This window comes from Chitinophagaceae bacterium, from assembly GCA_016717285.1.
Lineage (GTDB): Bacteria > Bacteroidota > Bacteroidia > Chitinophagales > UBA10324 > JACCZZ01.
Genome location: JADKFU010000005.1, coordinates 1,729,804 through 1,755,813 on the forward strand (window position 1 = coordinate 1,729,804; position 26,010 = coordinate 1,755,813).

Consider the following 26,010-nt stretch of genomic DNA (forward strand, 5'->3'; position numbering starts at 1 on the left):
GTTTGAAATGTTTAGGTTGTTTGAGAGTTTGAAATGTTTAGTTTAGCATGTTTAGCACCTTCGTCCTATGTGCAGAATGCTTATATTGATTCCCCAATTTATATCCTAATTCCTAATTCCTAATTTTCCTTTACACCATCTCCATATAATATTTCACCTGCTCCATCAATTTTCGTAAATCTCTTTCTCCCTTCATGTCAATCATAAAATCATAAGCATACGTTTTTTGTTTATCGTAGTGCCCGATTCTAAAAGAGGATTGCGACATGGTTGACACGTATTCCAGTGGAAGGTTTTCATCAATGTAAGCGTTGATGAGAATGTCGAACTTACGCGCAATGAATTCTTCCACCAACCCGCCATTGGGTTCAAAATGCCAGTTGATGTTTTTACGGTTGAAATACGGAAAATTAAAATTGATAGCGGGCTTCGGGAAATTATAGAAGCCGAGTAAAACAACTTTTTTCCGCTCTTTGCGAAGTGCATCGGCAAAGATATTCACGATAGCTGTTCTGTCTGTATCGGAGGCATCGAAAAGAATCCCGATTTCACGGGAATCGTTGAGATTCACCACTTTTCTGGAAACCTGGTGAAACTTCAATTCCTTATTTAGAAAATAGAAATGGAATAGTCTTCTTATGTATGTTAATAGTTGCATCTGCTCATTCTTCGAAAAATCCCATGGAAGAAAACTTTTGTATCCGCTGATCAATACGTTCCTTTGGAGTGAGGTCTTTGAGATCAATCAGGTGTTTTTTTATTTCCCGCTTCAGAATCTTTGCCATCTCTTCCGGGTTATTATGAGCTCCTCCCAATGGTTCTTTGATTACACCATCGACCAATTTGAAATCAAACATATTTTTTGCATCCAGCTTCAGCTCTTCAGCGGCTTGTTCCTTGTAATTCCAGCTATGCCAAAGAATAGAAGAGCATGATTCAGGAGATATTACTGAATACCAGGTGTTTTCCATCATCAGCACACGGTCTCCGATACCAATTCCTAACGCACCACCTGAAGCACCTTCGCCAATGATAATGCAAATGACAGGCACTTTTAACAATGTCATTTCATACAAGTTTCTTGCGATAGCTTCAGCCTGTCCGCGCTCTTCCGCCTCCAGGCCCGGATATGCACCCGGAGTATCAATCAATGTAACAATCGGGATATTAAATTTCTCGGCCATCTTCATCAGGCGCAATGCTTTACGGTAACCTTCAGGATTGGCCATTCCAAAGTTTCTGTACTGACGTTGCTTGGTATTCACTCCTTTTTGCTGACCAATGAAGAGAATGGAATCACCATCCAGTTTTCCAATGCAACCTACCATGGCTTTATCATCGCCCATTGTGCGGTCGCCATGCAATTCAATAAACTTGCTGCACATTTGAGAGATGTAATAGAGCGTATAAGGCCGTTCAGGATGCCGGGAGAGCTGGACGCGTTGCCAACCGTTAAGGTTACCATAAATATTCTTCCTGGTTTCCAGCATTTTATCATCCAACTCCTTAATGGCCGAAGCCATATCTACCTTGCCGTTTTCACCAATCTTTTTCAGTTTATCCAACTGTTCCTGTAGCTCTTCGATTGGCTTTTCAAAATCGAGATACGTCATGCATTTTTTTTGTGGGAAACAAAATTATCAAAATATGAAGGAAATGAAGTGAATAGTTTTTTTGAAAAGAAGAAAAGTTTACTTTTGCGAGCCGGAAATTAAGAATCATAAGATTGAAGTGGATTTTTAGATTCTTTAATGCTGGCGATAAAATTATAAGGTCCGGTAGTTTAGTTGGTTAGAATGCTGCCCTGTCACGGCAGAGGTCGTGGGTTCGAGTCCCATCCGGACCGCAATTAATACTCTGTAAGCCCCTGCAATAATGATTGTAGGGGTTTTGTTTTTTACACCGCCCCCGTGTCTCTGCTGAAAGCCTTGTGCTGTGAGCTAGCAGGACACGGGGGAAAAACTGGATGGTCAAACCCAACTGATATCACATGGTCAAACCAAACCGAAAAACGGTGGTCAAGAACTCCGAAATCTCCACTCGCTACTACTGTTGCGGATATTGAGTTATAAATTGGTATTTCCTTCAGGAAATACCTTCACTTTCCAAGTACTGTACGGTACAGATCTTTTTTTCTTTCTGGTATAAGTCCATCGTCAATACTTCGCCTTCATTTTTAAAGTCCGTAAGTGAGTTATCAGATCCTTATCCAGGCGCATCAGCATGTATTGGATAGAGATAGATCAGGTAGGAAATAAACCATTAAAATAGTGGCTGTTCAAAAATATTTTTTTTGATCCTCATGTTGTTTCAAATGTCTTGCACACAATGGAAATAAAAAGTTACCATTGTATTTAATATTTGAATCATGAAATGGCTAAAGAGAACAGGAATCTCATTCCTGATATTATTTGTTACAGCTATTGTTCTTATGGCTGTATTTATTTCACCCCTCACCAAATACTTCATTCAGAAATACAGCAAACAGGTGATCGGCCGGCAGGTTTCCCTGGATGGTTTATTCCTGAATTTCTTTACAGGCTCTATGAGCATCACGGATCTTAAAGTGTTTGAACCCAACGACAAGGATGTGTTTTTTTATTGCCATAAAATTTCATCGAATATCACCGTAAAGAAAATGCTGCAGGGTGAATTTCAAGTCAACGAAATGAAATTTGTAAATCCGAAAGTAACCGTTTATCAGGATGGCAATCATTTCAGCTATGATGATATCACAGCACACTTATTATCATCAGACACAGTGCAAAAAACAACCACAGATGCTCCACCGGTTAAATTCTGGTTGAGGAATATTCAGATTGACAGCGGATATGTAAAACACATTAACGTTCCCTATAAAGACACCACGGAATTAAAGCGCCTTCAGTTTATTTGTGCGCAATATGCATGGGACGATCCTAAACTGGATCTGGCAGCGAGCTTTTCTTTTGGAAGTGGCGGCGATGTAAGCACTACCATGAAGCTGAATATTGATGCGCTTGATTACATTATTGATCTCGGGCTTAAAAAGGTGAATGTGAAAAAATATTACAAGTCATTGAATGCGATATTGCACATCGGTTCACTCAATGGATTTGTAAATGCAGCGCTGAAGTTCAGGGGCAATTTCAATGAATTGGAAAATCTCGCTACGTCAGGATTTCTTTCAATGGATGATGTAGCGATTAGAGATACTACTGATACAGACTTTACTTCTTTCAAACAATTTAAGATACAGATTGATAGTCTGAATGTGAAGGAAAACCGTTACGATTTTCACAAGATCCTGCTCGACCAACCGTACTTTAAATTTGATTTGTACGACAATGGAAACAATCTGTCGAAGATGCTGGTGACTTCCGGTTCCGAAACTGCAGATGTTCCTGATTCAATGGCCGCCGCACCGGATGAGTTGGATTACTCCAACATCTTTACATTAATGGGCTCTTATATAAAATTGATTTCCAAAGATTACCTGGTTAGTAATTACAGCGCTGACAGTATTATTCTGCGTGAAGGACATTTTCTTTACAATGATTATACATTGGAAGACCGGTTCAGCTACAATATAGAAAATGCCAATTTCGTATCCGGAAAAATTAATTCACAGAATGACAGCATCATCATCAGGTCAGATGCCACCTTTAATCAAAGCGGAAAGTTGACGGCTTACATGGCGGCTACGCCTGATTTTAAAAACTTCAGGATGAACTTTGATATCAAAAATATGAAGGTGTCTGATATGAATCCGTATTCGCGTTTTTATGTGGCAACTCCTTTTCTCGATGGAAAGCTTGACTATTCCAGTCAAACCACTATCACTGACGGTATGCTGAACAGCAGCAATAAAATTTCTGTGTTGCAACTTACAGCAGGCAAGAAAGTAAGCGATAAGCCATTGTACAATGTTCCCATCCGCCTGGCTGTTTCATTGCTGAAGGATGTACATGGAAACATCAATCTTGATATTCCGGTAGAAGGGAATTTGAATGATCCTGAATATAAAATTGGAAAAGTGATCTGGCAAATTATAGAAAACATACTTGTGAAAGCTGCCACTGCGCCTTTCCGTTTGCTTTCAAACATGTTCGGCGGCAGTGAAGAAGATATGAAACAGATTCCTTTCAACTATCTGCAAAATGACTTAGGAAATGATCAATATAAGAAGCTGGACCAGGTTACAGAAGTACTGATTGCGAAAACGGAAATGAATGTGGAGCTAAAACAGGTGACGGATACTTTTGCGGAGCGCGAGCTGTTGAGCTTGTTTGAAGCAAAGCAGAAATACTACGAATCAAAAATTCTGAAAACTGCCAGAGACAGTCTTTTCACGGAAGATGTCGCGCAAATCAATAGTATAACGAACAAAGATTCCCTGTTTAATTTATACCTCAATCAGCAATTGCAACTTTCAGCAACTGACCTGATGTCAACACAGGAAAAATGCATCAGGCTGATTGGAGCGGCAAGTATTGATCAGCAATTGAACGCATTGATGAAACACAGAAACGACCAGGTGATCAGCTATCTCACTACAACAAAATCCATTGCACCAGAACGGATAAAAGTGCTGAACAATCACGATTATGTAATGAGCAATGGCATCAGTCAGCCGGTATATTTAGTTAATTATCTGGTGGAGGAATGATGCCGATATTCCGGCAACAAAATATTGGCAAGGTTCATCAGGAATGCATGTTTTTTATTACCTGTTTCAAACCCTGCTAAAGTTGGAACTATTTCGAAGGAGGAATCTGAGTATAGCAGAACAGACACTCAGCATTCCTGATAATAAACCCTGGTAGATTCAAAAACCTACCAGGGTTATATCAACAATTTTCTTGAAAAGAAATCCGTTAAAAAATATTACTCCTTCACTAATTTCCGCAATGCAGTTTCATTTCCATGCATCAACTTCACAAAGTAAATACCTGAAGGAAGTGAACTGATATCTAAAGTCACTTCATTTATGCCTTCCACACAAAATGTATTCAATGAAAATAATTGTTGTCCGACTGTATTGAAAATTGCAATCGTTGCTTCACCCTTTTCTCCTGCTTCAAAAGAAAGCACTGTATTGATTGTTGCAGGATTTGGATAAAGCTGGACGCCAATGAGATCTTCGGCAACAGGAGATTCCAATTTTAATTGCGTCATGAAAGTCTGAATAGGCGTGAGACTTGATTTTGATTTATTGTCCGATGTACAAATCGTTTGCATCTGGTATTCGTAAACTGTATTTGGTAAAAGACTTGTGATCTTTTTCGAAATTCCGGTGAGGTCTTTCTTGGTTGTCCATTTTGAAGTACCCTGCACACGGTATTTAATAGTATAAGTATAGGCGCATGGAACAGCACCCCAGTTAATAGTTGCATTCGTTTGATTGATCGGACTTACGTTGATTGCTGTGGGCACGTCACATGCCGTAACTTTTAAATTTCCAGTGTTAATACTTCCGGTTACTGCAGGGTTATTACTGTTCACCCTGATTCTGAATTTTGTGCCGGACTTGGTATTGGTTGGAATGACTGCGCTTACTGTTCCTGAATTGGCATTGCTGCTGAGCGAACCAATATTTACCGGTGCGTCGAAAGAACCTGTTTTATCTGAAAGCTGTGCGGTATAAATATTTGCGCCGCTAAAAGTGCCGGTGGAAGAAAATGAAACATTCACTGCTGTTCCCGGACAGAAAGGTGAACCGCTTATTGGATTTGTAATTATAGTATTTGCTTCTCCGAGTGTAAAAGGAGAGAAGGAACTGACGGTTGCTGATGTGATAGTGCCGGAAGTATTTGTTCCTGTTGTAGCTGTAACACCTGCATCTGTCCATTGTGCTCCATCCCAACGTGCAACGGTTAATCCATTCAAATCTGCAAGTGCTTCTGTCGTATTCCATTGCAGTTTCACATTTGCATTGGCACTGCCATTCCGGTCAAGTGTCCAGTAGGAGAAAGTATTTACGGAAGTAATGGGTGCAAGTACGCTTGTGGTATTGCTGTAGGAAGAAGAAAAATATTCAGCGGTCCATGTTGTAGAAGAAGTTGATCCAGGCGTCACGCTCAACGGTCTGTAGTTTAATCCTTTGCCGAGTTGAAATAAAAATTCTGCAGTTGATGTTGTGGTTTTTGAAACGGGTCCATAAACACAACTGAAAGCATTTCCACCAAGGAAGCCACCGGTTGCACCAAATATCAGTTTTGCGCCGGAGGACGTGGTGAGAATCCCGCTCATCAATGTGAAGATGCCGGTTGTATTTACGGGTGAATTACAGGTTGCTCCGGCAGCATTGTTCAATTGAAGATTTCCCCATTCACTGCCGGTTCCGCTTAACGATTGATTGGTAGTTCCACCCAAAATAATTTTTCCGTTTCCTGAATGCATTCCATCGTTTATCACAGTCCCTTTTGTTGTTGCATCAAATCCGCCATCGGCCAATGTTGTGCCTGCGCCAATTTTTAAAGTGCTGTTTGAAGTGATTGCATTGTTCATTGTTTTAACTCCGCTATTGCTCGTACTTAACTGATTGTATGTCCTGTCCGTTATAGACTGTACACCAGCGGCTGAATAGTCAACTGTTCCTGCGCTACTGATTCCATTCAGATTCCAATCGATGTCAGCGGTTCTGTTTTTGAAAGCAACGGCGGCGGCAGCTTCGGACAACAATCCTTTTCCAAGCCCACCCGAATTTTCAACATACAAAACACCATTTCCACCCATAGAAATTGTCGGACCATTGGTTGGCACATAACCGATGTCTTCTGTTTCCGTTTCTGATCCTGCAACTTCGCCACCGTTTTCAATCCGAAGTGTTCCATTAACAGTAAGTGTGTTATCGGAATGCATTGCAAGACTTGATCCGTTGGTAATTTTCCAGTTGCCGTTCACCGTCCAGTTGGCCATTGATTCAGAGATCTGCGCAAGTGTAAGCGAACCAAGCGGACTGGAAGATTGCACATCAGCATCAAATACTTTGAATGCAACACTCAAAGTATTAGGTGTGCCAACAGATCCTCCGTTCAGATTCATTTGTGGAAAAGCTCCCTGTGAATCAAATAAGCCAAAAAAACAAGTCCTTACCAGGAAATCTTCAGAAGTAAAAGGAATATCAATCGTGTGTGTTTCGCTGCTGGCCCAGGTCATATTACCTGAAACATTTATCACAGGATTGTTAGGTTCTGTGCCACCGAAGACTTTTGTATTTCCTACGAAAACAAAAATATCTGTCATATTCCAATCACCGCTGATGGTCAAATCTGTTGCGTTGCCTGCTCCGCCAAAACAATTCGGCCCTAATACACCAAATGCAGTAGCAGCATTAGCTTGCGTCATAGAAGGAGAAATGAAGGAGCCATTCACCGACATGGTTACATTGGAGTTGGAGGCATCATTCAAAATCATCGCAGCGTTTACAGTAAGTGTTGTAACGGAAGTAAAAACATTGACACTCGAAGTAATTTTGGCGGTGCCACTTCCTAATTTGAAATTGGCAAAGCTGTGCGTGATGGTTGCATTGTTGGTAGCACAACCAATCAGTAAACCTTGCTTGATTACCATAGTGTCTGCAGTAGTAACACTTACATTCAGTTTGGTGGGAGCAGTTTCAGAAGGTGTAAATGAACCCGCGCCATAATCAATCACAAATTTTCCTCCTGTATTATTGAGTGTAAGTTTATTCAGGTTGAGTGTATGACTACCGCCAATGGTTTGAGTAACCGAGTTTCCAATCACCATGTTGCATTTGTTGGAACTGTTCACAAGATTCATAATGCCGTTGTTGGTGAAAGCAATACCATTGTAATTAAAAGTATGAACAGTCGCTGTTCCAGGCGATGCACAAATAAAAGAACCTGTTCCATTGATTACAAAGTTTCCGGATACGGTCCAGGTGCGCGCTGCTCCGGTCGCATCCCATTGCAATGTTCCATTTACAGTTACATTGATAATATTATTTGGATTGATATTAATGGTAACAATATGGCCGGTGCTGATCACCACATCGTCGTTGGCAACAGGCACTGTACCACCCCATATGCTGGGATTATTCCAGTCACCTGAAGTAGTAGTAGTGCGCACTGTTGCAAATGAAGTAACAGAAAGAAGAATGCTTGCCAGAAGCAGAAGGGTAATTTTTTTCATGCGGGATGGATTTTTGGGATTGAATGAGTAAATGTATATTTTTATTTTTAGGATGAAAATGGGGAGTTGTTTATTTTAATCGTTGCCGTCTGACTAAATTTTGGGACATTATCGTCATCCCAAACTTGTTTCAGGATATCATCATCGATTGAGGGATGCCGAAATAAATTCGGCATGACGGTAGTTTAACTGTGTCCCAAATTACCGTCATCCCGAACTTGTTTCAGGATCTCATCATCGATTGACTGATCCCGAAACAAGTTCAGGATCTCCATATTCGAACGGATGCCGAAATAAATTCGGCATGACGGTTTTGGCTACGGTTTGACGATCGGTTCAGCGTCTACCATACACACGTCGTCCCAAATTACCGTCATCCTGAACTTGTTTCAGGATCTCGAACTCTGTCCCAATTAGGTGGTCCGGGGCAATGTCCAATTGAGCAGATGCCAAAGGGGGGCCGCTTCCCGCGTTTCGGTCCCATATTCGAACGGATGCCGAAATAAATTCGGCATGACGGTAGTTTAACTCTGTCCCAAATTACGGTCATCCCGAACTAGTTTTCCGAAGGATCCTGGGGGCAGGATGTCCATATTCGAGCAGATGCCGAAATAAATTCGGCATGACGGTAGTTTAACTCTGTCTCAAATTACCGTCATCCTGAACTTGTTTCAGGATCTCATCATCGATTGACTGATCCCGAAACAAGTTCAGGATCTCCATATTCGAACGGATGCCGAAATAAATTCGGCATGACGGTTTTGGCTACGGTATGACGATCGGTTCCGCGTCTTCCATACACACGTCGTCACAAATTACCGTCATCCCGAACTTGTTTTCCGAAGGATCCTGCGGGCAGGATCTCCACATTCGAACGGATGCCGAAATAAATTCGGCATGACGGTTTTGGGTACTATATGACGATCGGTTCACCGTCTCCCAAACAAACGCAGTCCCAAATTACCGTCATCCCGAACTAGTTTCGGGATCTCTCCGGCGGAGTTCATACTCTTTTCGCATATCCTCCCTAAAGGTTTTTATTTCATCAGGAGTAAACCAATCATGAGCCAGGTCCAATAAAGATTTGTTAAAGGATTTTGCCTGATTCCATTTCCACTTGCTGTGCCAGTTCTTTAATTGTTTTTCTCTTTCAATCGCAGCGATCATGGAAGGATGTTTTTCATAATAGATAAGATCAACAAGATTATATTTTGCTGCGAATGATGACCCGATTCCTGCTTTGTGCTCAAGCATCCTTTTTTCAAGATCACTTGTAACGCCGATGTAAATGGTTGTTCGGTTTTTATTGGAAATAAAATAAACTGCGGGATGTTTCATGAATACTAATATACACGTCATCCCGAACATGTTTCTGGACTTTTCTATTGATTGAGGGATGCTGAAATAAATTCGGCATGACGGTAGTTTAACTCTGTCTCAAATTACCGTCATCCTGAACTTGTTTCAGGATCTCATCATCGATTGACTGATCCCGAAACAAGTTCAGGATCTCCATATTCGAACGGATGCCGAAATAAATTCGGCATGACGGTAGTTTAACTCTGTCCCAAATTACGGTCATCCCGAACTAGTTTCAGGATCTCATCATCGATTGATTGATCCCGAACTTGTTTAGTGATCTCCCAATTCGAGCAGATGCCGAAATAAATTCGGCATGACGGTTTTGGGTACGGTATGACGATTGGAAAATTCTACCCGCGTAATATCAGTAGAAATTCACAATGCATTCTTCGGTATTGAAATCCTTTTCACAAGAAGCAGTATGTTAGCAGTTGAAAAGAACACTTATGAAACAAAAACTTTTATCCTTCATGATGCTTATGGGAGCGCTCGCATTCTTCACCCATCATCTTGCCGCTCAATGCATTCCCAACAATGATACAGTGGTAGGAATAGAACCGGATACTTTATCGGTGGCTTACGTGGGAGTTCCATATGAACAAATTATTTATTTCAAAATACCACTCGATACCAGTATTCAATTTGGCCCATATACGGTGCCAATAGTGGTTGACTCCTTAGTGATAACAAGTTATTCAGGATTGCCACCATCGTTTTCATTGTCTTGTAATACGGCATCATGCACCTTGCTTGGCGGACAAAACGGATGTGCTTCCATCAGCGGAACAGCTACAGAATCAGAACTGGGATATCATCCTTTGAAGGTGTATGTAACAACCTACGTATCTGATACTTTGGGTACAACTATAGGTGGATTTCCGGACTCCATCGACTTTTATTTTTTGGATATTCAACTGCCTGCAGGAATTGCTAATACGTCATCAGGAAATTGGGAGATGGGATATCTGTATCCCAATCCGTCCAACCAAAAAATTTTGATTTCGGTTACGGCTCCCATCAATACAATTGCAGAATTATCAGTGAAAGATATTTCAGGTAGGGAAATAAAACGGGAACAAGTGGAATTGAAAAAAGGGAGCCACGCGAATTGGATTGATATTTCTTCACTGCCGGATGGTTGCTATTTTATTCAGTTGAATGCAAAGGGATATCATGCAAATGCAAAATTCCAGGTGATGCATTAATAAAGTTGTTTTTTTATTAAGGAATGTGAGATTGTTTTTTCACGTCACATGATGTAAGGAAAAAACACAATCACTCCGATTGCTACTGCGGTTAACGCTGCAATTAAAACGGCACCTGCCGAAATGTCTTTTACAATACCTGCCCTTTCATCAAATTCCGGCGCTACCATATCGGTAAGTTTCTCAACTGCAGTATTCAGATATTCTGTTATGAAAACTAAACCTATCGCGAAGATTAACAACAGCCATTCCATTCGCATCAGGTGAAAATAAAATCCAAGTGCTGATACTAGCATTGCAGCGAGGAGGTGAATCCGCAAATTATTTTCTGAGAGGAAAGCCGACTTAATACCTGTGAGAGCGGGTACAAAACTCTTTATCATTTTAATCAGATTCATAGCGCATTATTTCTTGTGAGTAGATTTTACAAAGTAAAAAAGAAAAGGATAGGTGATGCCCATTAATATAGAAAACATCGCAATCATAGCCAGGGAAGAAGGCGTTAAAATGGTGTCATGCACATCATGCAACAATGGAATCGGGCTGGTAAAAATATCCCAACTGTTCCATCTTAAAATTCTACCGATATAAATTCCGTATCCGCTCATGGCAATCAGCAGCATAATCATCAGCCATGATTTCCACGATGCAAAAGCGTGGTGCAACATCCGGTGTATCATGTATAAAGAAGAAAGTCCGAGAATGAATCCTGTGAAAGCAAAGCAAAAAACCATCGTCGCATCAAACCAAATGGGAATACCGGAACGTGTCCGCATGTGAACAATGTCGGTAATAATGTAAGGAGCATTTGGAAAAAAGAGCAACCAGAATAATGCCGGCAACAGAATACTTATCATATGACCACCGAGGAAATAATTCCGGTAGGCCCAATAAGCGAAAATAAAAGGAAGCCATGCGAGAAATAAATTCCAAAGCAAAAACCCATAGTAAGTATCATTGGTATAAAGTGTCCGGACGCTATACAACACAATCATAAATAAAGTAAGCAGCACAGACATAACCGTAACATTTGTTTTACGGGATTCAGAAGTAAACAATTGCAGGATGTTTTTCATGAGTTATAGTTTGTTGAAGAAGTGGTGAAAGAAAGTTGCAGCACCAGGTTGCGGCAAATGAAAAGGAGAATAAACCCAATAACGCCGAATGAGCAATCAATTAGCCGGTGAAATAAAGGTATTTCACGAATGGGTCCGGCAATGAAGGCCAGTGGAATTACCATGATGCAGGCAATAAGTCCCCAATCGATGACCCAACTGTTTTTAACCGGATCTTTCAATGGCCCTAGAAATGCAGTGGCAATAACAAGATGAGCGAATGCCAGCCAATCAGTTCCATAGGCAATGAAAGGATATCTTTCAGCCGTGAGCATCAAACCGGTTGAAACACGATGAATCCAGGAAGCAAATGGGTTGTGAATATTATTGTTAAGCAACCATTGATCAAAAAACTGCAATTCAGTATTGAGCGGAAAAGCAGTAACACCACTTAATACCAATCCGATGATGACAAGTAGAATGAGCAGGTGGAGGCGTCTTTTTATTTTTTGATGGCTCATTGCAATTGAGGTTGTGTTTTCAGGTACCTGTAAATACGGTCATCTGCATAATTCCAGGAAGGCCATGAGGAGCTTTCATAAAATTGCATGAATGACTGGCTTTTCATTTTTATCCAATGCTCAAGCGGTGTGAGTTCACCCGCAGGTAATGCGGGATCAGGTTCAAACCGATGATCATACTCAATAATGACTGGCAGTGCGCGGTGTGACAAGGTCATCAGGAAATCCCGGTCAACATGTTCACTATCGAAATGGGTGAGGTTGTAAGTGGCAATCAACGGATCCCAATTAAAACAACTCATCAACACCAGCAAAGCACAAATAGCCCAGCTTTCCATTTTATAGATGTAAAAAAATGATCGTTTGTCTCTGATCTTGATAAAGAGCATGATGAGTGAGAAAAGAATCAATAACAGAAAAAAGATGACGCCGATTCTTTTATAGGCCAATCCATAGTCGCGGATGTAGTAATAATTTCTGATTGCCACCGTGAAAGCCAGGAAAGTATTTTGAGCAATCCACAAGTATGACAATTGCTGCAATCGCTTATTGTCTCTCAAAAAATTAATATTGCCCCTGAAAAAGAAAAGGAGGATACACATTGCAATGGCAATGCTGAAGAGCAGGAGATAAGTGCTTTCATGCAATGACTGCGACCTGGAATAAGGAGAAGCAGCAATTACATTTTCAAACCAAACCATTTTGATATCCACCACATTCACAAACAATAGCAGCACATTCACCATAATCAAAAGCATAATGGCACGGTTATATTCATTTTTCAAACTGCGCATTGACTTTCTGAAAAAGAGCTGCCACCATTCTATCTCATCTGACTTGCCTGTGGGTTTTGATTTCTTCCGCCACAGCATATTACTTTGGAGTAATTCCTGCCTTACAACGAGCTGATTATCGCGGTTGATTAGAATGGCGGCTGAGATCAGCAAAGAGAAAATAAAGAAGATAATAGTATCAGGAGAAATATAGCTAAAGAACAAATCCAATTTATCAAACAAATAAGTGAACAGTTGATTTGATACCTGGTCGAATTGTTGATCAGCAATTGAATACAGAATGAAAAAGAAAAAAACTACGAGCAAGGGAACAATGCTCAGCCGGAGATATTTCAACAGCAATGAAGCTCGTGAACTTGATTTTCCTATAAATTCCAATCCGTTCCACCACGACAATGGTGAAGTTATTAATCCAAATAATGTTGTCAATAAAGCACTTCCGGCAGATCGCAACCGGGACTGGTGAGCGAATCCAATCATCACCCCAAACAGAATCCAGAAAGAAATGATACTGATATCTGTATTAAAGGCAATAATGAAAAATGCTGCCAGCAATGCAGCGGCAAATGTTACTTTGACTGAGGTAAGCCTGAGCATTCCAGGAGTAATGATGGCAAGTGCTGATGATGATAAAAGGAAAAAAATCAGCACATTGATTCCAGGCGTTTCATTCCTGAAAAGAAAATAAAAGATAGTTGCCATCAGCAAAGCAGGCAGGTAAACAGTTGCATTTTGTTTCATGAAATTAAAAGTGCTTTTTATTACAAAGTGAAAAGACAAAAAAATTATTTATTGTTTTTGATCAGCTTTTCCAATGCAGCGAGGTGATCTTTAAATGCTTTCTTTCCGGCAGCAGTGGCGCTGTAAGAGGTATTTGTTTTTTTTCCGAGAAAACTTTTTTTAACAACCAGGTAATTGCTTTTTTCAAGTGCTGCAATATGCGTGGCTAAATTGCCATCTGTTAGTTGCAACAGTTCCTTCATGGTAATAAAATCAATCTTGTCATGCACCATCAGCAACGACATGATGCCCAGCCGCTGCCTGCTTTCAAAAGATTTATTAATGAGTGTGATGATCTCTTTCATCGTTCATATTTGAAATACATAATAATTCCATAAACAATGTGCAGCAAACCAAAACCGAGTGCCCAGAAAAGAAGTCCGTTTCCCGGCGTAACGGCTGCCAGTAATCCTGCAATTATTTCACAAAAGCCAAGATAGCGTACGTCAGAAAGTGTGTATTTGCTGGCGTTGATCAATGCAAGTCCGTAAAAGATTAAAGTAGAAGGCGCAATTAATTCCGGAGCATGATAAAGCAGTACGAAACAAAACAATCCACCCACAAAAAGCGGAATCATAAGATTGATCAGCAGGTTGCGACTGGTAGCATCCCAGATTTTCTGACCTTTTCGTTTTGCATTTCTGGTAGTAAAAAAAACACCGGTTATCAACGACATGAATAAAACTCCCGATGCAACAGCCGCAAGAAACCAGAGTGCAGGTACTTTATCAAGCACATGTTGTATGAATCCTGAATAATCACGGTTTACATACTGCCAGGTTACATAAGCGCCGATCAATGCAAAGGTGCCGGCACAGATTCCGGAAAGGCCACTGAGGGAAATAAAACGGGAAGAACGTTCCATGAGGGAACGGATCTCATGAAGGTCCTCAAGGTGTTGTTCGGTGGATGAGTTCGCCATATTAAAAGTACTTTGTAGTGCAAAGTAAAAACAAATAATCCGGATTTTTATTGTGGGAATTGAAAAATGGATAGAAGAAGTGGTTTGATGAGTGCTGACTCAAACCAGTGCTGAGGTTAGAATGGCCCATGTTGTCCTCTTAAAGTTTAAACATAATTACAGTAAGAAGTGAGGATAAAATCTCGTCCTATTTCCCCTGATTTCTGTTAAAATCCGCTATACTTGCGCCGTTTTATGAAACACAAGAATCCAACTGATAAAAAAGAGCACAAACAAATGGAGCAAGAGTCTTTGATTGCTCCGGAAGTCGTACAGCACAGCGATATTCCGGACATTACCGTTCAACCGATTGCCAAGCAATACCTCAAAGAAGTTAAGACCTTAATTCCGAACGGCAATCGTTTTTATTTTTCTGATGGCATTTCAGAAGTGGAAGTGAAGGTGGTTAGTGATGAAATCATTCGTGTGCGTGTTGCGCCGATGGGAGATTTTCTCGAAGAGTTTTCTTATGCAATAGACGACCATAAATTCCACCTTTCACGCGTTGAAAAAAGGGAGACCGCCGATCACTACATCATTGCCACCAATTCCGTTTCCTGTCGCGTCAGAAAAACTGATTTTCTGATTTCATTTACTGATGTTAATGATTTGGTGATCAATGAAGATTCCATTCCTATGCATTGGGAGGAAAATGCTGAATACGGTGGTTACTATGTTTATTGCTCCAAGAAATGCCAGGAGGACGAGCATTTTTTCGGTCTTGGCGATAAAGCAGCGGATCTCGACATGCTCGGTAAGCGCTATACCATGTGGGGCACAGATGCTTATGCATACGATCGCGAACGTGATCCATTGTACAAGAACATTCCGTTTTATATTGGCATTCATAACAACGTGAGTTATGGTTTGTTTTTCGACAATACTTTCCGCAGTTTTTTTGATTTTGCCGGTGAAGTAAAAGATACGGTGAGCTTCTGGTCTGATGGAGGTGAAATGCAATACTATTACATCCATGGTCCGCATATGATGGATGTTGTGAAGCGTTACTCAATGCTTACCGGATCTCATCCGATGCCTCCATTATGGGCATTGGGTTTTCATCAAAGCCGCTGGAGCTATTATCCTGAAGAAAATGTGAAGGAACTCGCAAAGACTTTTCGTGATAAGAAAATCCCCTGCGATGCCATTCATCTTGATATTGATTACATGGATGGATACCGTTGCTTTACCTGGAACAAAAAATATTTTCCCAACCCGAAAAAGATGATTACTGAATTGTCGGATGATGGATTCAAGACGATCGTCATCATTGATCCGGGAATAAAAGTGGATGAACAGTATTGGGTTTTTAATGAAGGCCGAGACAACAAATATTTCTGTCGCAGAGGTGATGATTATTTTATGGAAGGATCAGTATGGCCGGGCCGTTGCCAGTTTCCGGATTTCACCAACCCGAAAGTGCGGGACTGGTGGGGCGGATTATTTAAAGAACTTGTTGAACAAGGTGTGGCAGGAGTGTGGAATGACATGAATGAACCGGCAGTTTTTGGTAATGGTACTTTCCCACTGGATGTACGTCATAATTATGATGGCTATCGTGGTTCTCACAGAAAAGCACATAACATTTACGGAATGCAGATGGTACGTGCAACTTATGAAGGACTTAAAAAATTGCAGAAAAATAAACGTCCGTTTACCATTACCAGATCAGGTTATTCCGGTGTTCAAAGATTTACTTCTACCTGGACAGGAGATAATAGTGCCACCTGGGATCATTTAAAACTTGCCATCCAGATGTTGCAGCGATTGAGCATGTCAGGCATTTCTTTCAGTGGATCGGACATTGGAGGATTTACCGGCGAACCGGAAGGTGAATTGTATGCTCGCTGGATCCAACTCGGTGTTTTTTCACCGCTGATGCGTGTGCATTCTTCCGGTGATACACGCGATAGAGAACCTTGGACATTCGGAGTGGCAGTAGAAAAAATAGCGAAAAAATTCATCGAGCTGCGTTATAAGTTATTGCCTTATATCTACTCTGTTTTCTGGGAAAATCACAAGTATCAGTTCCCGATGTTGCGTCCGCTCGCTATGTCGGAGCAGGAGGTAAAGGAAAATTTCGCACGTGATGATGAATTTATCTATGGTGATAAATTGTTAGTTGCGCCGGTGATTGAGAAGGGTGCGCTTTCGCGACAAGTGTATCTTCCAAAAGGCATTTGGTATAACTTCTGGGATTTCTCCGTGTTGACCGGCGGTAAAACTTATGAAATAGCGGCAGCGCTGGATGAACTTCCTGTTTTTGTAAAAGCAGGATCCGTAATTCCCGAATATCCTGTGATGCAATATGTAGGGGAACAGCAGATTGATGAAATGCTGCTCAATGTCTACTATGCTCCTTATCACGTAAAGTCATTTATGTTTGAAGACAACGGCGACACATTTGGTTATGAGCAGGATATTTATGTAGAGAAAGAATTCAGCACACACGGCAATCAGCATGTGCTGGTGATTGAACAGGAGGCAGAAGGCATGTATTCACCGAGGTACGAACATTACAGGATTAAGGTATATGGCATTCCTTTCACGGTAGGAAAAGTTTTTATTGATGAAAAAGAGGTGAAAGGAGTGAAGCAGGTGAAAAAAAATAAGATTCTTGTTTTACGCGCTGCGAAGAATTTCAAACGGATTGAAATTAAGAGTGCTGATACCAGATCGTAAACAAGTTCATTGTAAAGCGAGATATTGAATAGTTGCTGCATCCAACGGTCTGTTGTAAATGCTGACATCATCTATAGAACCGTTGAAGTAATAGTTCTTTCCATAGCCACCGCCATTTCCAATTACGAAATGTGCATTTGTATCCTGTAAGAATAAGCCTGCATGGAGAGCATCTTCTCCTGACTGTAAAATACCATTCAGATAAACTTTCAATGTAATACCGTCAGCAACATAAGCGACGTGCGACCATAGATTCAATTTCAAAATTGCGGAAGCTTTCAATGGATCAGTTCCATACACAGTCGTGCTGCCATCCGGTATCCAATTATCAAGATTGAATACAGCATGATTAAAATGATTATCGAGACTGTATTCCCATGGACCATATACACTGCGTTTGCTCAGCATACAGATGGGTGCAACACTGTCAGACACATTGATCCAGCAACTAATGGTGAATTGATTGTTTGGAAAAGAGAGTGCTTCCAAATCACCAAAGTCAATAAAAGACGAATCGTTGCGGTTAAACAACATTGATTTATTGGCTTCACCGTGCCGGCTGATAGCTGGGTTTACGTTATGCATGACTCCGTTTATTCCGCTTACTTCTTCATAGCCATTTCCATCCAATGAGAAACTTGCCACCAGACCGGTCGTAATATCAGGCGTAATGATTTCTGTCTTCTTACAGGATAAGAGCGTAAGTAAAAAAATGAATGCAGGAAGATATTTCATTGATAATTGGGTGTAGTCAAGGTGTTACATTCAGATCAACTCTGTTATTCAGACGGCTCGAAGTGGAATGGCGTCAAGCAACAATCAGACAATTTTAAAATGCAACCTTTTAGTCATTTAAAAATTCAACTTCATTAAAAAATATAGCAAATAACCTTATGGCTTCGTCATATAAATATCCATGAGACCTTCCGGCAATCGAATACGAATTTCCTTTTTTCGCTTGTCAATTTTCAAGATAACCTGTTCATTCCACGGAAACAATACTTCATTTCCCAAATAAATAAACTGTCCAACATCATGATTCGGTAATTCAATGATGTTATCTAAAGGTGCAAGCAATCCGGCCGTTTCATCAATAAGGTTGAATCCGATAAAATCTGCCAGCGAAGAATAAGGCTTTGTTTTTTTCAGGGTGCTTTCATCCACATAAATTTCTTTACCGACTAATTGATCTGCAGCGGTTTTGTCTTTTACTTCTTCAAAATGAAACATGCAATGTCCTGATTCATTAAGGTCTGTTTCGTCTGGAAAGTAGGGGAGATAACTGTTTTTTGAATACAAGTAAATCACCGGTAATTTTTTCAATCGGGTAATAACGGCAGGATCAAGATAAGCGCGCAAATGTCCTTTTAATCCAAATGTTTTATTCAGCCTGCCTGCTTTGATGTAGGTTGGATTTTCCATGAATGGTTTTGATCGGTTGCACTAAAAAAAGAAAGCTACCTCAGTTGAAGTAGCTTTCCAAATAAAGTCAATTCGAATTAAGAAGCAGGTGTGGCAGCAACAGCAGGTCCGCCTTTTCCTTTTTTCTTTTTCAGGCCTTTGCGGCCTTTCTCTTTTGCATCAAGGATGGCAGTGCGGTGGGTATCTTCCCATTGCAGCCATTTCTGATCAGCCACATCCTGTGGAACAACGCCTTTCTTTACGCCACGAAGCAAATGCTTGTGGTAAAGAATGCCTTTGAAGGATAAGATTTTGTGAACAGTGTCAGTTGGTTGAGCACCCTTTTGAAGCCAGTCTAACGCCTTGTCTTTGTTAATGTCAACAGAAGCAGGAATGGTAGTTGGATCATAGGTACCGATTTGCTCAATAAATTTGCCGTCTCTTGGTGAACGGGAGTCAGCGATGATGATGTGGTAGAAAGGCTTTTGCTTTCTGCCCATTCTTTGTAATCTGATTTTTACAGCCATTGTACTTTAGAAAAAGTTTTATGGGTTAGGGAAAACTTCCGAAGTCATTTCCCGGAAGGGCGGCAAAGGTAATCGGAATTTCTGAAAATTCCTCGCGAAGATTGGAATTAGATTCTTAAACGGTCCTTGCGAACTTAGAGCCTTAGCGAAAGCATTTTCGCGCAAAGGCGCTAAGTTCGCAAAGGGGTTTAGCAATGGAACCATTTATAAAGCGTGTAACATATTCTTGAAAGAGCACATCCTGAATCTTAGTTCTTATCAGCCATGAGGAATGCCTTGATAAATTCATCCAAACCACCATCCAGCACGGCTTGTGGATTGCTTGTTTCGTAGCCTGTGCGCGCATCTTTCACAAGTTTATATGGATGCAGCACATAATTACGGATTTGTGAACCCCATTCAATCTTCTTTTTACCGGCTTCTATCTTGTCCCGTTCTTCATTGCGCTTGCGGATTTCCTCTTCATATAATTTAGACTTCAGCATTTTTAGCGCTTTGTCTTTGTTGCCCATTTGCGTGCGGTCTTCCTGACAAGCAATCACAATTCCGGAAGGTTTATGACGCAGCCGGACTGCAGTTTCCACCTTGTTTACGTTTTGTCCGCCTGCACCACCGGAACGAAAAGTTTCCCAGGTTATATCATTGAGGTTGATTTCGATGTTGATGCTGTCGTCCACCAACGGATAAACAAACACAGAAGCAAAAGAAGTATGTCTTCGTGCATTGGAATCAAAAGGAGAGATGCGGACCAATCGATGTACGCCTGATTCCGACTTCAGATAACCATAGGCAAAATCACCTTCAAATTCCAGCGAACAGGATTTGATTCCGGCTACATCGCCGTATTGCACATCCATTTCATGAATCTTATATCCGTTTTTTTCTCCCCACATAACATACATGCGCATAAGCATTGCTGCCCAGTCGCAACTTTCTGTTCCTCCTGCTCCCGCATTTATTTCGAGAATGGCACCCAATTGATCTTCCTGGGAAGTGAAGGTAGATTTGAATTCAAGTTCATCTACAGCAATCAGTGCCTGCTGATATTGTTTTTCAATATCATCAATATTGCCTTCTCCTTGCTGGTAAAACTCAAACAACACTTCCGACTCATCCACTTTGGATTGGGCATCATTGAATTGCTGCACCCATTTTTTGTTGGATTGAATCTGTTTCATCACACCTTCTGCTTTTTTCGGATCGTTCCAGAATTCAGCAGCGGTGGATAGTTGTTCGTCTTCTTTGATTTTTTCTACTCTGTTTTCGTAGTCAAAGAAACCTCCTCAGGGCCTCAGTGCGGCTCTTTATATCTTTAAGTTGATCTATGGTCATAATGCGGGCAAAGGTAAATTATTTGGTAAGAAATGGTAACGTCTCTGTTTTACAGCCTTCCTCCACATAATTCTTCATCTTAAAAATTTAATTGACATAAAGTCAAGTTAATTACTGAATCAGCGCCAAAATTACCGATTGGCAATCCCAATACCGCCATGGCAATGTATTTGACGACAACCGCCTGTAATTCAAAAAAAATGAACCCAAATAACTTAACTATAAAATCGCAGGAAGCAATTCAAAAAGCGCAAGAATTGGCTTTTGCGAATCAAAATCAATCTATCGAAACAGGTCATTTGCTGAAAGGGTTGTTGTTAGTGGATGAAAACGTAGTTGATTTTTTGCTCAAAAAACTTGGTGTTAATATCAGTCATGTTGAAACAAGGTTAGATGAGCAACTCAATAAGTACCCAAAAGTAAGCGGTGGAAGTGGTCAATATCTTTCGAATGATGGAAATCAGGTGCTGCTGAAAGCACAGAGCTATCTGAAAGAATACAAGGATGAATTTGTTTCCGTAGAGCATTTGCTATTGGCTTTGCTGAATGGTAAAGACGAAACCTCAAAATTGCTGAAGGATGCAGGTGTAAGCGAAAAGGATCTCAAGCTTGCCATTGCAGCATTGCGAAAAGGAAAAAAGGTGACAGATCAGTCTGCCGAATCCAACTATAACGCCTTAAACAAATATGCCAAGAATTTAAATTCACTGGCACAGTCCGGCAAACTCGATCCTGTGATTGGCCGCGACGAAGAAATCAGAAGAGTGTTGCATATTCTTTCAAGGAGAACCAAGAACAACCCCATTTTAGTAGGTGAGCCAGGCGTAGGTAAAACGGCCATTGCTGAAGGTATTGCACATCGTATTGTGAATGGAGATATTCCTGAGAACCTGAAGTCAAAAAGCATCTTCGCGCTGGACACCGGAGCCTTGCTGGCCGGTGCAAAATTTCGGGGTGAATTTGAAGAGCGGTTGAAAGCAGTGATCAAAGAAGTGACAGACAGCGATGGACAAATCATTTTGTTTATTGATGAGATTCATACGTTGGTGGGTGCCGGCGCTACGGAAGGAGCGATGGATGCCGCCAACATATTAAAACCTGCATTGGCGCGTGGTGAGTTGCGTACTATTGGTGCAACCACTTTGAATGAGTATCAGAAGTTCTTCGAGAAAGACAAAGCACTGGAGCGTCGTTTTCAAAAAGTAATTATTGATGAGCCGAATGAAGAAGATGCGGTGTCTATTCTTCGTGGATTGAAAGAACGATATGAAACGCATCATAAAGTGCGGATCAAAGACGAAGCCATCATTGCCGCGGTAGAACTTTCGCACCGTTATATTTCTGATCGTTTTCTTCCTGATAAGGCCATTGACCTGATTGATGAAGCAGCAGCGAAGTTGCGGTTGCAGATGGATTCGCTTCCTGAAGAGCTGGATGAAATTGAAAGAAGAATCCGTCAGCTTGAAATTGAACGCGAAGCCATCAAGCGGGAAAATGATAAAAAAAAGCTGGATGAACTCAGCAAGGAAATCGCTAACCTGACTGATGAACGCAATGAATTGAAAGCAAAGTGGCAATCGGAAAAAGATATTGCAGATAAGGTGCAGGTAACGAAGCAATCCATAGAGGAATTTAAGTTACAGGCAGAACAGGCTGAGCGTAGCGGCGACTATGGTAAGGTTGCAGAATTGCGATACGGAAAGATCCGGGATGCAGAACAAAAGCTGAAGGAATCAGAGCAAAATCTTGCGGAGATCAACAAAGGAAGCCGCATGCTGAAGGAAGAAGTGGATGCAGAAGACATTGCAGAAATTGTTTCAAAGTGGACAGGTGTTCCTGTTTCAAGGATGATACAATCGGAGAAAGAAAAGTTGCTTCATCTCGAAGAAGAATTGCATAGAAGAGTGGTCGGACAGGAAGAAGCGATTGTTGCCGTGAGTGACGCCATACGCAGAAGCCGTGCAGGTTTGCAGGATCCGAAAAGACCAATCGGTTCCTTTATATTTTTGGGAACAACCGGCGTTGGAAAAACTGAATTAGCGAAAGCACTTGCCGAAGTATTGTTCAACGACGACAATGCAATGACGCGCATTGATATGAGTGAATACCAGGAACGACATGCCGTTTCAAGATTGATTGGCGCGCCTCCGGGTTATGTTGGATATGATGAAGGCGGGCAGTTGACAGAAGCGGTTCGCAGGAAACCATATTCGGTAATTCTTCTCGATGAATTTGAAAAAGCACATCCGGATGTATTCAATATTTTGTTGCAGGTGCTTGATGATGGACGATTGACCGATAATAAAGGGAGAGTGGTGAATTTTAAAAATACGATCATCATCATGACATCTAATTTCGGATCGCAGATTATCCAGGAGAATTTTGAAAAAGTGGATGAAAGGAATAAACAGGGAATTATGGAAACTACCAAGATCGAAGTGATGGACCTCTTGAAAAAATCTGTTCGACCTGAATTCCTGAACCGTATAGACGACATCATTCTGTTTATGCCATTGATGAGAGATGAGATTAAAGAGATTGTGCGGTTGCAGTTGAAAGCATTGGAAAAAATGCTGATGAAGAACAACATCAGGATTGGATTTACAGAAGAAGTGGTAGAGCAATTGGCGGAAGAAGGATTCGATCCACAGTTTGGCGCGCGTCCATTGAAGCGGGTGATTCAAAAAGATATTGTGAATGAATTATCGAAACGGATTTTAAGTGGTGAAGTGAGCAGCGATAGTGAGATTATGGTTATGAAAGACAAGAAAGGAAGTTTAGTTTTCAAAAACAGCGCTAAAGTAAAAGCGGAAGTTGTGGGATAATATTCTCGCGTATAACGGCGAGCGAGAAATTATAAAAGGTTATTCAGGTTGATTAGCATGGCAAGAATAAAAAAGAGCATCCACATTCGGATGCTCTTTTTTTTTGCTTGGAATTTGAAAATATTAAGATTTCCATTTGATGGTACAACCAACCGCTTTGGTTGTTGTAACAGGAACGGATTTACCTGCAATCAATGCATTCACCGCATCTTCTACATACTTATGTTGTACAGCACCGGCATCTTCGGTGTTGTCGTCAATTGCGCCGATGTAAGCAACATCATAACCTTTGTCAGTCTTGTTAAGCACAAACACATGTGGTGTTTTAGCAGCTCCGAATTGGCGGGCAACCTGTTGTGTTTCATCTAACAGGTAAGGAAAAGTGTAACCTTTCTCTTTGGCATTTTTCACCATGTTGTCGAATGAATCATCCGGAACAGCCACTACATCATTCGGATTAATGGCAATTACAGGATAACCCTTGCTCTTGTACATTTTATCCAATGCAATCACACGCTGCTCATAAGCTTTTGCATATGGGCAATGGTTACAGGTGAAGATCACGATAGCGCCTTTGGCACTGTTATAATCTTTCAAAGAAACCATCTTGCCATCAATGTTTTTAAGACTGAAATCTTTCACCGTATCACCAACTTTATATCCGGTGGTGGCAGCGGAAGTAAGAAATGCAACAGCTACAATAGCCATAGCAAAAATCTGCACTGATTTTTTCATGTTCATTTTTTTTAAGGGAGTTTAATTAGAAATGTTTTTATTGATGAAGGTCCTTAATTCTTCAGGACTGTTGAATGCATCATAATGTTCACGCTTTTCTCCATCCGGCAAAAGCAACACTGTGTAGGGAATGGCGCCTGACCAGTTGCTGTCAAATTCATCGATCCATTCGCCACCGGATTCGTTCAATTGCAGCAGTGTGCCGGTTAATGAAAGCTTATTAATCAATTCTTTCACTTTTGTGGTCTGCGACATAAAGTCGAGCGAAATAAAAATGAACTGCACGTTTTCATTCTTTGCCTCCTGTTGCAATGACATGAAGTAAGGAAGCTCTTCTACACAGGGCTTGCACCAGGTTGCCCAGAAATTAATAAGCTTCGGTTTTCCAGGTTCCGAAGTGAGTATTTTTTCCAGTTCTGTGTACTTCAAAATTTTCAGTTCCTGCGCTGAAGCTTGCTTCACAAAACAGTTGATGATGACTAAAATGAATACTAATCTCATTATTCGATTCAAAATTGGATATTAATTTTTGAAGTGATCGCAACGGCAGGCAATAATTCGACCAACTATTTAATTTGCCAAACAGCTATTGCCAAAGGCTCGATCAAAATTATTTCCTGTCGGGAAGAAATACTACTTCAACGCGGTTCTAAAGTAGCGGATGGCAATCTGTTGCGCATCAGCAGAGAACTCTTTATTGTAATGTGGATTGGAAGGATTTGCAAAGGCATGATCAGCATCATATTCCTTCACCGTCAGTTTTTTCCCTGCTGCTTCCATGTTTTTAACAAAATTATTTTTCACTTCTTCATTGATCCACTGATCTTTATTAGCAAACATAAAAAGCACATCGCTGTTAAGATTTTTCAGTTTGGCAACATCGGTTTCCGGCATTCCGTAATACATCACGCAGGCTTTTGTTTGTTTGCCACCTATTAAAGCTGCCTGCATCGACCATCCGCCACCAAAGCACCAGCCAACAGTTGCCACTTTAGCATCTTTACCAACATGCGTAAAAGCACCTGTTATAATACTTCTGAGGCGCGCATCATTAACCGACTGCATTATTTTTCCTGCTTCTTCCGGGTTTGAAGTTACTTGTCCGTCGTACAGATCAATAGCCATTACATTTACATCTTTCAGTGAATCTGAATAAGTATCTGCCTGCTTTTTGATGTAGTCATTTAATCCCCACCATTCCTGGAAAACAAAAAGATATTTGTTTGATTTTGTTGCTGAAGGAATGAAGTATGCATTCGCAGTCTTTCCATCCTGGGTAGGATAAGTAATCATGTTTCCTTTCGCTGCATAGGTAAAAGCTATTGGTGATTCATGAGCACCGGTAAATCCTGCATTGCCTGCCAATGAAGCGAAAGTGGCGGTAGCGGAAGGAGCCTGGCAACAGGATTTTGATTGCTGTGCGAAAGTAGAGGTGGAGAGTGAGATAAGAGTCATAACAAAAAATGGTAATTTATTCATGATTGTTGGTTTTATGGTTTAAAGTTACATGCAACGCAGCAATCGGCAAATTGTTGAGGCGATTGAAATTTTTTAGTTTCTGGTGTTGTGTTAAGTTTGAATGGAGGTTAACCTGGCAGGATTTCAAAAGTTAATAACAATGAAGCTATTCGATATGAACCCTGCCAAAGTTTACTTTACAGAGCGTTGTTTTAGTGCCATCTGAATTATTGAGA

General features: G+C 40.9%; 21 protein-coding genes and 1 tRNA gene. 5 read left to right on the forward strand and 17 right to left on the reverse strand.

Annotation, left to right across the window (positions count from 1 at the left end):
- Window positions 1–130: 130 nt before the first annotated feature.
- Both IPO83_16805 and IPO83_16810 read right to left on the reverse strand, forming a co-directional pair.
- Window positions 131–601, reverse strand: coding sequence for a hypothetical protein (locus tag IPO83_16805; protein MBK9732914.1), 471 nt, complete (start codon window positions 599–601; stop codon window positions 131–133).
- Window positions 602–662: 61 nt separating this feature from the next.
- Window positions 663–1,613: an acetyl-CoA carboxylase carboxyltransferase subunit alpha gene (locus IPO83_16810; protein ID MBK9732915.1), complete on the reverse strand. Its 951-nt coding sequence runs from the start codon at window positions 1,611–1,613 to the stop codon at window positions 663–665.
- 159 nt (window positions 1,614–1,772) lie between these two features.
- On the opposite strand from IPO83_16810, the gene IPO83_16815 reads away from it, so the two are divergent.
- Together IPO83_16815 and IPO83_16820 are read left to right on the forward strand one after the other, a co-directional pair.
- A tRNA-Asp gene (locus IPO83_16815) sits at window positions 1,773–1,846 on the forward strand.
- Window positions 1,847–2,368: 522 nt separating this feature from the next.
- Complete coding sequence (locus IPO83_16820; protein MBK9732916.1) at window positions 2,369–4,648, forward strand: DUF748 domain-containing protein; 2,280 nt, start codon at window positions 2,369–2,371, stop codon at window positions 4,646–4,648.
- 218 nt (window positions 4,649–4,866) lie between these two features.
- On the opposite strand, the gene IPO83_16825 is transcribed toward IPO83_16820, so the two are convergent.
- Together IPO83_16825 and IPO83_16830 are read right to left on the reverse strand one after the other, a co-directional pair.
- A complete protein-coding gene (locus IPO83_16825) occupies window positions 4,867–8,136 on the reverse strand; it encodes a T9SS type A sorting domain-containing protein (GenBank protein MBK9732917.1) in 3,270 nt (1,089 codons plus the stop codon).
- A 966-nt stretch (window positions 8,137–9,102) separates the two neighbouring features.
- Window positions 9,103–9,474, reverse strand: coding sequence for a GIY-YIG nuclease family protein (locus IPO83_16830; GenBank protein MBK9732918.1), 372 nt, complete (start codon window positions 9,472–9,474; stop codon window positions 9,103–9,105).
- Window positions 9,475–9,944: 470 nt separating this feature from the next.
- On the opposite strand from IPO83_16830, the gene IPO83_16835 reads away from it, so the two are divergent.
- A complete protein-coding gene (locus IPO83_16835) occupies window positions 9,945–10,703 on the forward strand; it encodes a T9SS type A sorting domain-containing protein (GenBank protein MBK9732919.1) in 759 nt (252 codons plus the stop codon).
- Window positions 10,704–10,747: 44 nt separating this feature from the next.
- On the opposite strand, the gene IPO83_16840 is transcribed toward IPO83_16835, so the two are convergent.
- Genes IPO83_16840 through IPO83_16865 form a run of 6 tightly spaced genes read right to left on the reverse strand, consistent with a single transcriptional unit; the run spans window position 10,748 to window position 14,775 of the window.
- On the reverse strand, window positions 10,748–11,101 hold the full coding sequence (locus tag IPO83_16840; protein ID MBK9732920.1) for a diacylglycerol kinase family protein: 354 nt from the start codon (window positions 11,099–11,101) through the stop codon (window positions 10,748–10,750).
- Window positions 11,102–11,107: 6 nt separating this feature from the next.
- A complete protein-coding gene (locus tag IPO83_16845) occupies window positions 11,108–11,779 on the reverse strand; it encodes a DUF1361 domain-containing protein (protein MBK9732921.1) in 672 nt (223 codons plus the stop codon).
- Window positions 11,776–12,279 (reverse strand): hypothetical protein, encoded by a 504-nt coding sequence (locus tag IPO83_16850; GenBank protein MBK9732922.1) that lies wholly within the window; start codon window positions 12,277–12,279, stop codon window positions 11,776–11,778. Before IPO83_16850 ends, IPO83_16845 begins: the two co-directional genes overlap by 4 nt.
- Complete coding sequence (locus IPO83_16855) at window positions 12,276–13,814, reverse strand: DUF4173 domain-containing protein (protein MBK9732923.1); 1,539 nt, start codon at window positions 13,812–13,814, stop codon at window positions 12,276–12,278. Before IPO83_16855 ends, IPO83_16850 begins: the two co-directional genes overlap by 4 nt.
- Before the next feature lie 44 nt (window positions 13,815–13,858).
- Complete coding sequence (locus tag IPO83_16860; GenBank protein MBK9732924.1) at window positions 13,859–14,158, reverse strand: transcriptional regulator; 300 nt, start codon at window positions 14,156–14,158, stop codon at window positions 13,859–13,861.
- Window positions 14,155–14,775, reverse strand: coding sequence for a hypothetical protein (locus tag IPO83_16865; protein ID MBK9732925.1), 621 nt, complete (start codon window positions 14,773–14,775; stop codon window positions 14,155–14,157). Before IPO83_16865 ends, IPO83_16860 begins: the two co-directional genes overlap by 4 nt.
- A gap of 234 nt (window positions 14,776–15,009) precedes the next feature.
- Between IPO83_16865 and IPO83_16870 the strand changes: the two genes are divergently transcribed.
- Entirely contained in the window at window positions 15,010–17,496 is a 2,487-nt protein-coding gene (locus tag IPO83_16870; protein MBK9732926.1) for a glycoside hydrolase family 31 protein, read from the forward strand.
- 6 nt (window positions 17,497–17,502) lie between these two features.
- Here the strand turns inward: IPO83_16870 and IPO83_16875 are convergent, their stop codons facing one another.
- From IPO83_16875 to prfB, 4 genes are all read right to left on the reverse strand, one after another.
- A complete protein-coding gene (locus IPO83_16875) occupies window positions 17,503–18,231 on the reverse strand; it encodes a LamG domain-containing protein (GenBank protein MBK9732927.1) in 729 nt (242 codons plus the stop codon).
- 156 nt (window positions 18,232–18,387) lie between these two features.
- Window positions 18,388–18,918, reverse strand: a complete 531-nt coding sequence (locus tag IPO83_16880) for a hypothetical protein (GenBank protein MBK9732928.1) — start codon at window positions 18,916–18,918, stop codon at window positions 18,388–18,390.
- A 77-nt stretch (window positions 18,919–18,995) separates the two neighbouring features.
- The gene (gene rpsP / locus IPO83_16885; protein MBK9732929.1) at window positions 18,996–19,424 is read right to left on the reverse strand and encodes a 30S ribosomal protein S16; all 429 of its coding nucleotides are present in this window, start codon (window positions 19,422–19,424) and stop codon (window positions 18,996–18,998) included.
- A 248-nt stretch (window positions 19,425–19,672) separates the two neighbouring features.
- A protein-coding gene (gene prfB / locus IPO83_16890; GenBank protein ID MBK9732930.1) for a peptide chain release factor 2 occupies window positions 19,673–20,756 on the reverse strand; the annotation gives its coding sequence in 2 pieces (ribosomal slippage) (window positions 19,673–20,695 and window positions 20,697–20,756; 1,083 coding nt in all).
- 200 nt (window positions 20,757–20,956) lie between these two features.
- On the opposite strand from prfB, the gene clpB reads away from it, so the two are divergent.
- The gene (clpB, locus tag IPO83_16895) at window positions 20,957–23,581 is read left to right on the forward strand and encodes an ATP-dependent chaperone ClpB (protein ID MBK9732931.1); all 2,625 of its coding nucleotides are present in this window, start codon (window positions 20,957–20,959) and stop codon (window positions 23,579–23,581) included.
- A gap of 123 nt (window positions 23,582–23,704) precedes the next feature.
- On the opposite strand, the gene IPO83_16900 is transcribed toward clpB, so the two are convergent.
- The 3 genes from IPO83_16900 to IPO83_16910 form a co-directional block, all read right to left on the reverse strand.
- Window positions 23,705–24,316, reverse strand: coding sequence for a thioredoxin family protein (locus tag IPO83_16900; GenBank protein ID MBK9732932.1), 612 nt, complete (start codon window positions 24,314–24,316; stop codon window positions 23,705–23,707).
- A 21-nt stretch (window positions 24,317–24,337) separates the two neighbouring features.
- Window positions 24,338–24,817, reverse strand: coding sequence for a TlpA family protein disulfide reductase (locus IPO83_16905; GenBank protein MBK9732933.1), 480 nt, complete (start codon window positions 24,815–24,817; stop codon window positions 24,338–24,340).
- A 132-nt stretch (window positions 24,818–24,949) separates the two neighbouring features.
- A complete protein-coding gene (locus IPO83_16910; GenBank protein MBK9732934.1) occupies window positions 24,950–25,771 on the reverse strand; it encodes a dienelactone hydrolase family protein in 822 nt (273 codons plus the stop codon).
- Window positions 25,772–26,010 lie beyond the last annotated feature (239 nt).

Coding starts and splice junctions, on each gene's coding strand:
- IPO83_16810 (MBK9732915.1), bottom strand. CDS start 1,613: ATGACGTATCTCGATTTTGAAAAGCCAATCGAAGAGCTACAGGAACAG.
- IPO83_16820 (MBK9732916.1), top strand. CDS start 2,369: ATGAAATGGCTAAAGAGAACAGGAATCTCATTCCTGATATTATTTGTT.
- IPO83_16825 (MBK9732917.1), bottom strand. CDS start 8,136: ATGAAAAAAATTACCCTTCTGCTTCTGGCAAGCATTCTTCTTTCTGTT.
- IPO83_16830 (MBK9732918.1), bottom strand. CDS start 9,474: ATGAAACATCCCGCAGTTTATTTTATTTCCAATAAAAACCGAACAACC.
- IPO83_16835 (MBK9732919.1), top strand. CDS start 9,945: ATGAAACAAAAACTTTTATCCTTCATGATGCTTATGGGAGCGCTCGCA.
- IPO83_16840 (MBK9732920.1), bottom strand. CDS start 11,101: ATGAATCTGATTAAAATGATAAAGAGTTTTGTACCCGCTCTCACAGGT.
- IPO83_16845 (MBK9732921.1), bottom strand. CDS start 11,779: ATGAAAAACATCCTGCAATTGTTTACTTCTGAATCCCGTAAAACAAAT.
- IPO83_16850 (MBK9732922.1), bottom strand. CDS start 12,279: ATGAGCCATCAAAAAATAAAAAGACGCCTCCACCTGCTCATTCTACTT.
- IPO83_16855 (MBK9732923.1), bottom strand. CDS start 13,814: ATGAAACAAAATGCAACTGTTTACCTGCCTGCTTTGCTGATGGCAACT.
- IPO83_16860 (MBK9732924.1), bottom strand. CDS start 14,158: ATGAAAGAGATCATCACACTCATTAATAAATCTTTTGAAAGCAGGCAG.
- IPO83_16865 (MBK9732925.1), bottom strand. CDS start 14,775: ATGGCGAACTCATCCACCGAACAACACCTTGAGGACCTTCATGAGATC.
- IPO83_16870 (MBK9732926.1), top strand. CDS start 15,010: ATGAAACACAAGAATCCAACTGATAAAAAAGAGCACAAACAAATGGAG.
- IPO83_16875 (MBK9732927.1), bottom strand. CDS start 18,231: ATGAAATATCTTCCTGCATTCATTTTTTTACTTACGCTCTTATCCTGT.
- IPO83_16880 (MBK9732928.1), bottom strand. CDS start 18,918: ATGGAAAATCCAACCTACATCAAAGCAGGCAGGCTGAATAAAACATTT.
- rpsP (MBK9732929.1), bottom strand. CDS start 19,424: ATGGCTGTAAAAATCAGATTACAAAGAATGGGCAGAAAGCAAAAGCCT.
- clpB (MBK9732931.1), top strand. CDS start 20,957: ATGAACCCAAATAACTTAACTATAAAATCGCAGGAAGCAATTCAAAAA.
- IPO83_16900 (MBK9732932.1), bottom strand. CDS start 24,316: ATGAAAAAATCAGTGCAGATTTTTGCTATGGCTATTGTAGCTGTTGCA.
- IPO83_16905 (MBK9732933.1), bottom strand. CDS start 24,817: ATGAGATTAGTATTCATTTTAGTCATCATCAACTGTTTTGTGAAGCAA.
- IPO83_16910 (MBK9732934.1), bottom strand. CDS start 25,771: ATGACTCTTATCTCACTCTCCACCTCTACTTTCGCACAGCAATCAAAA.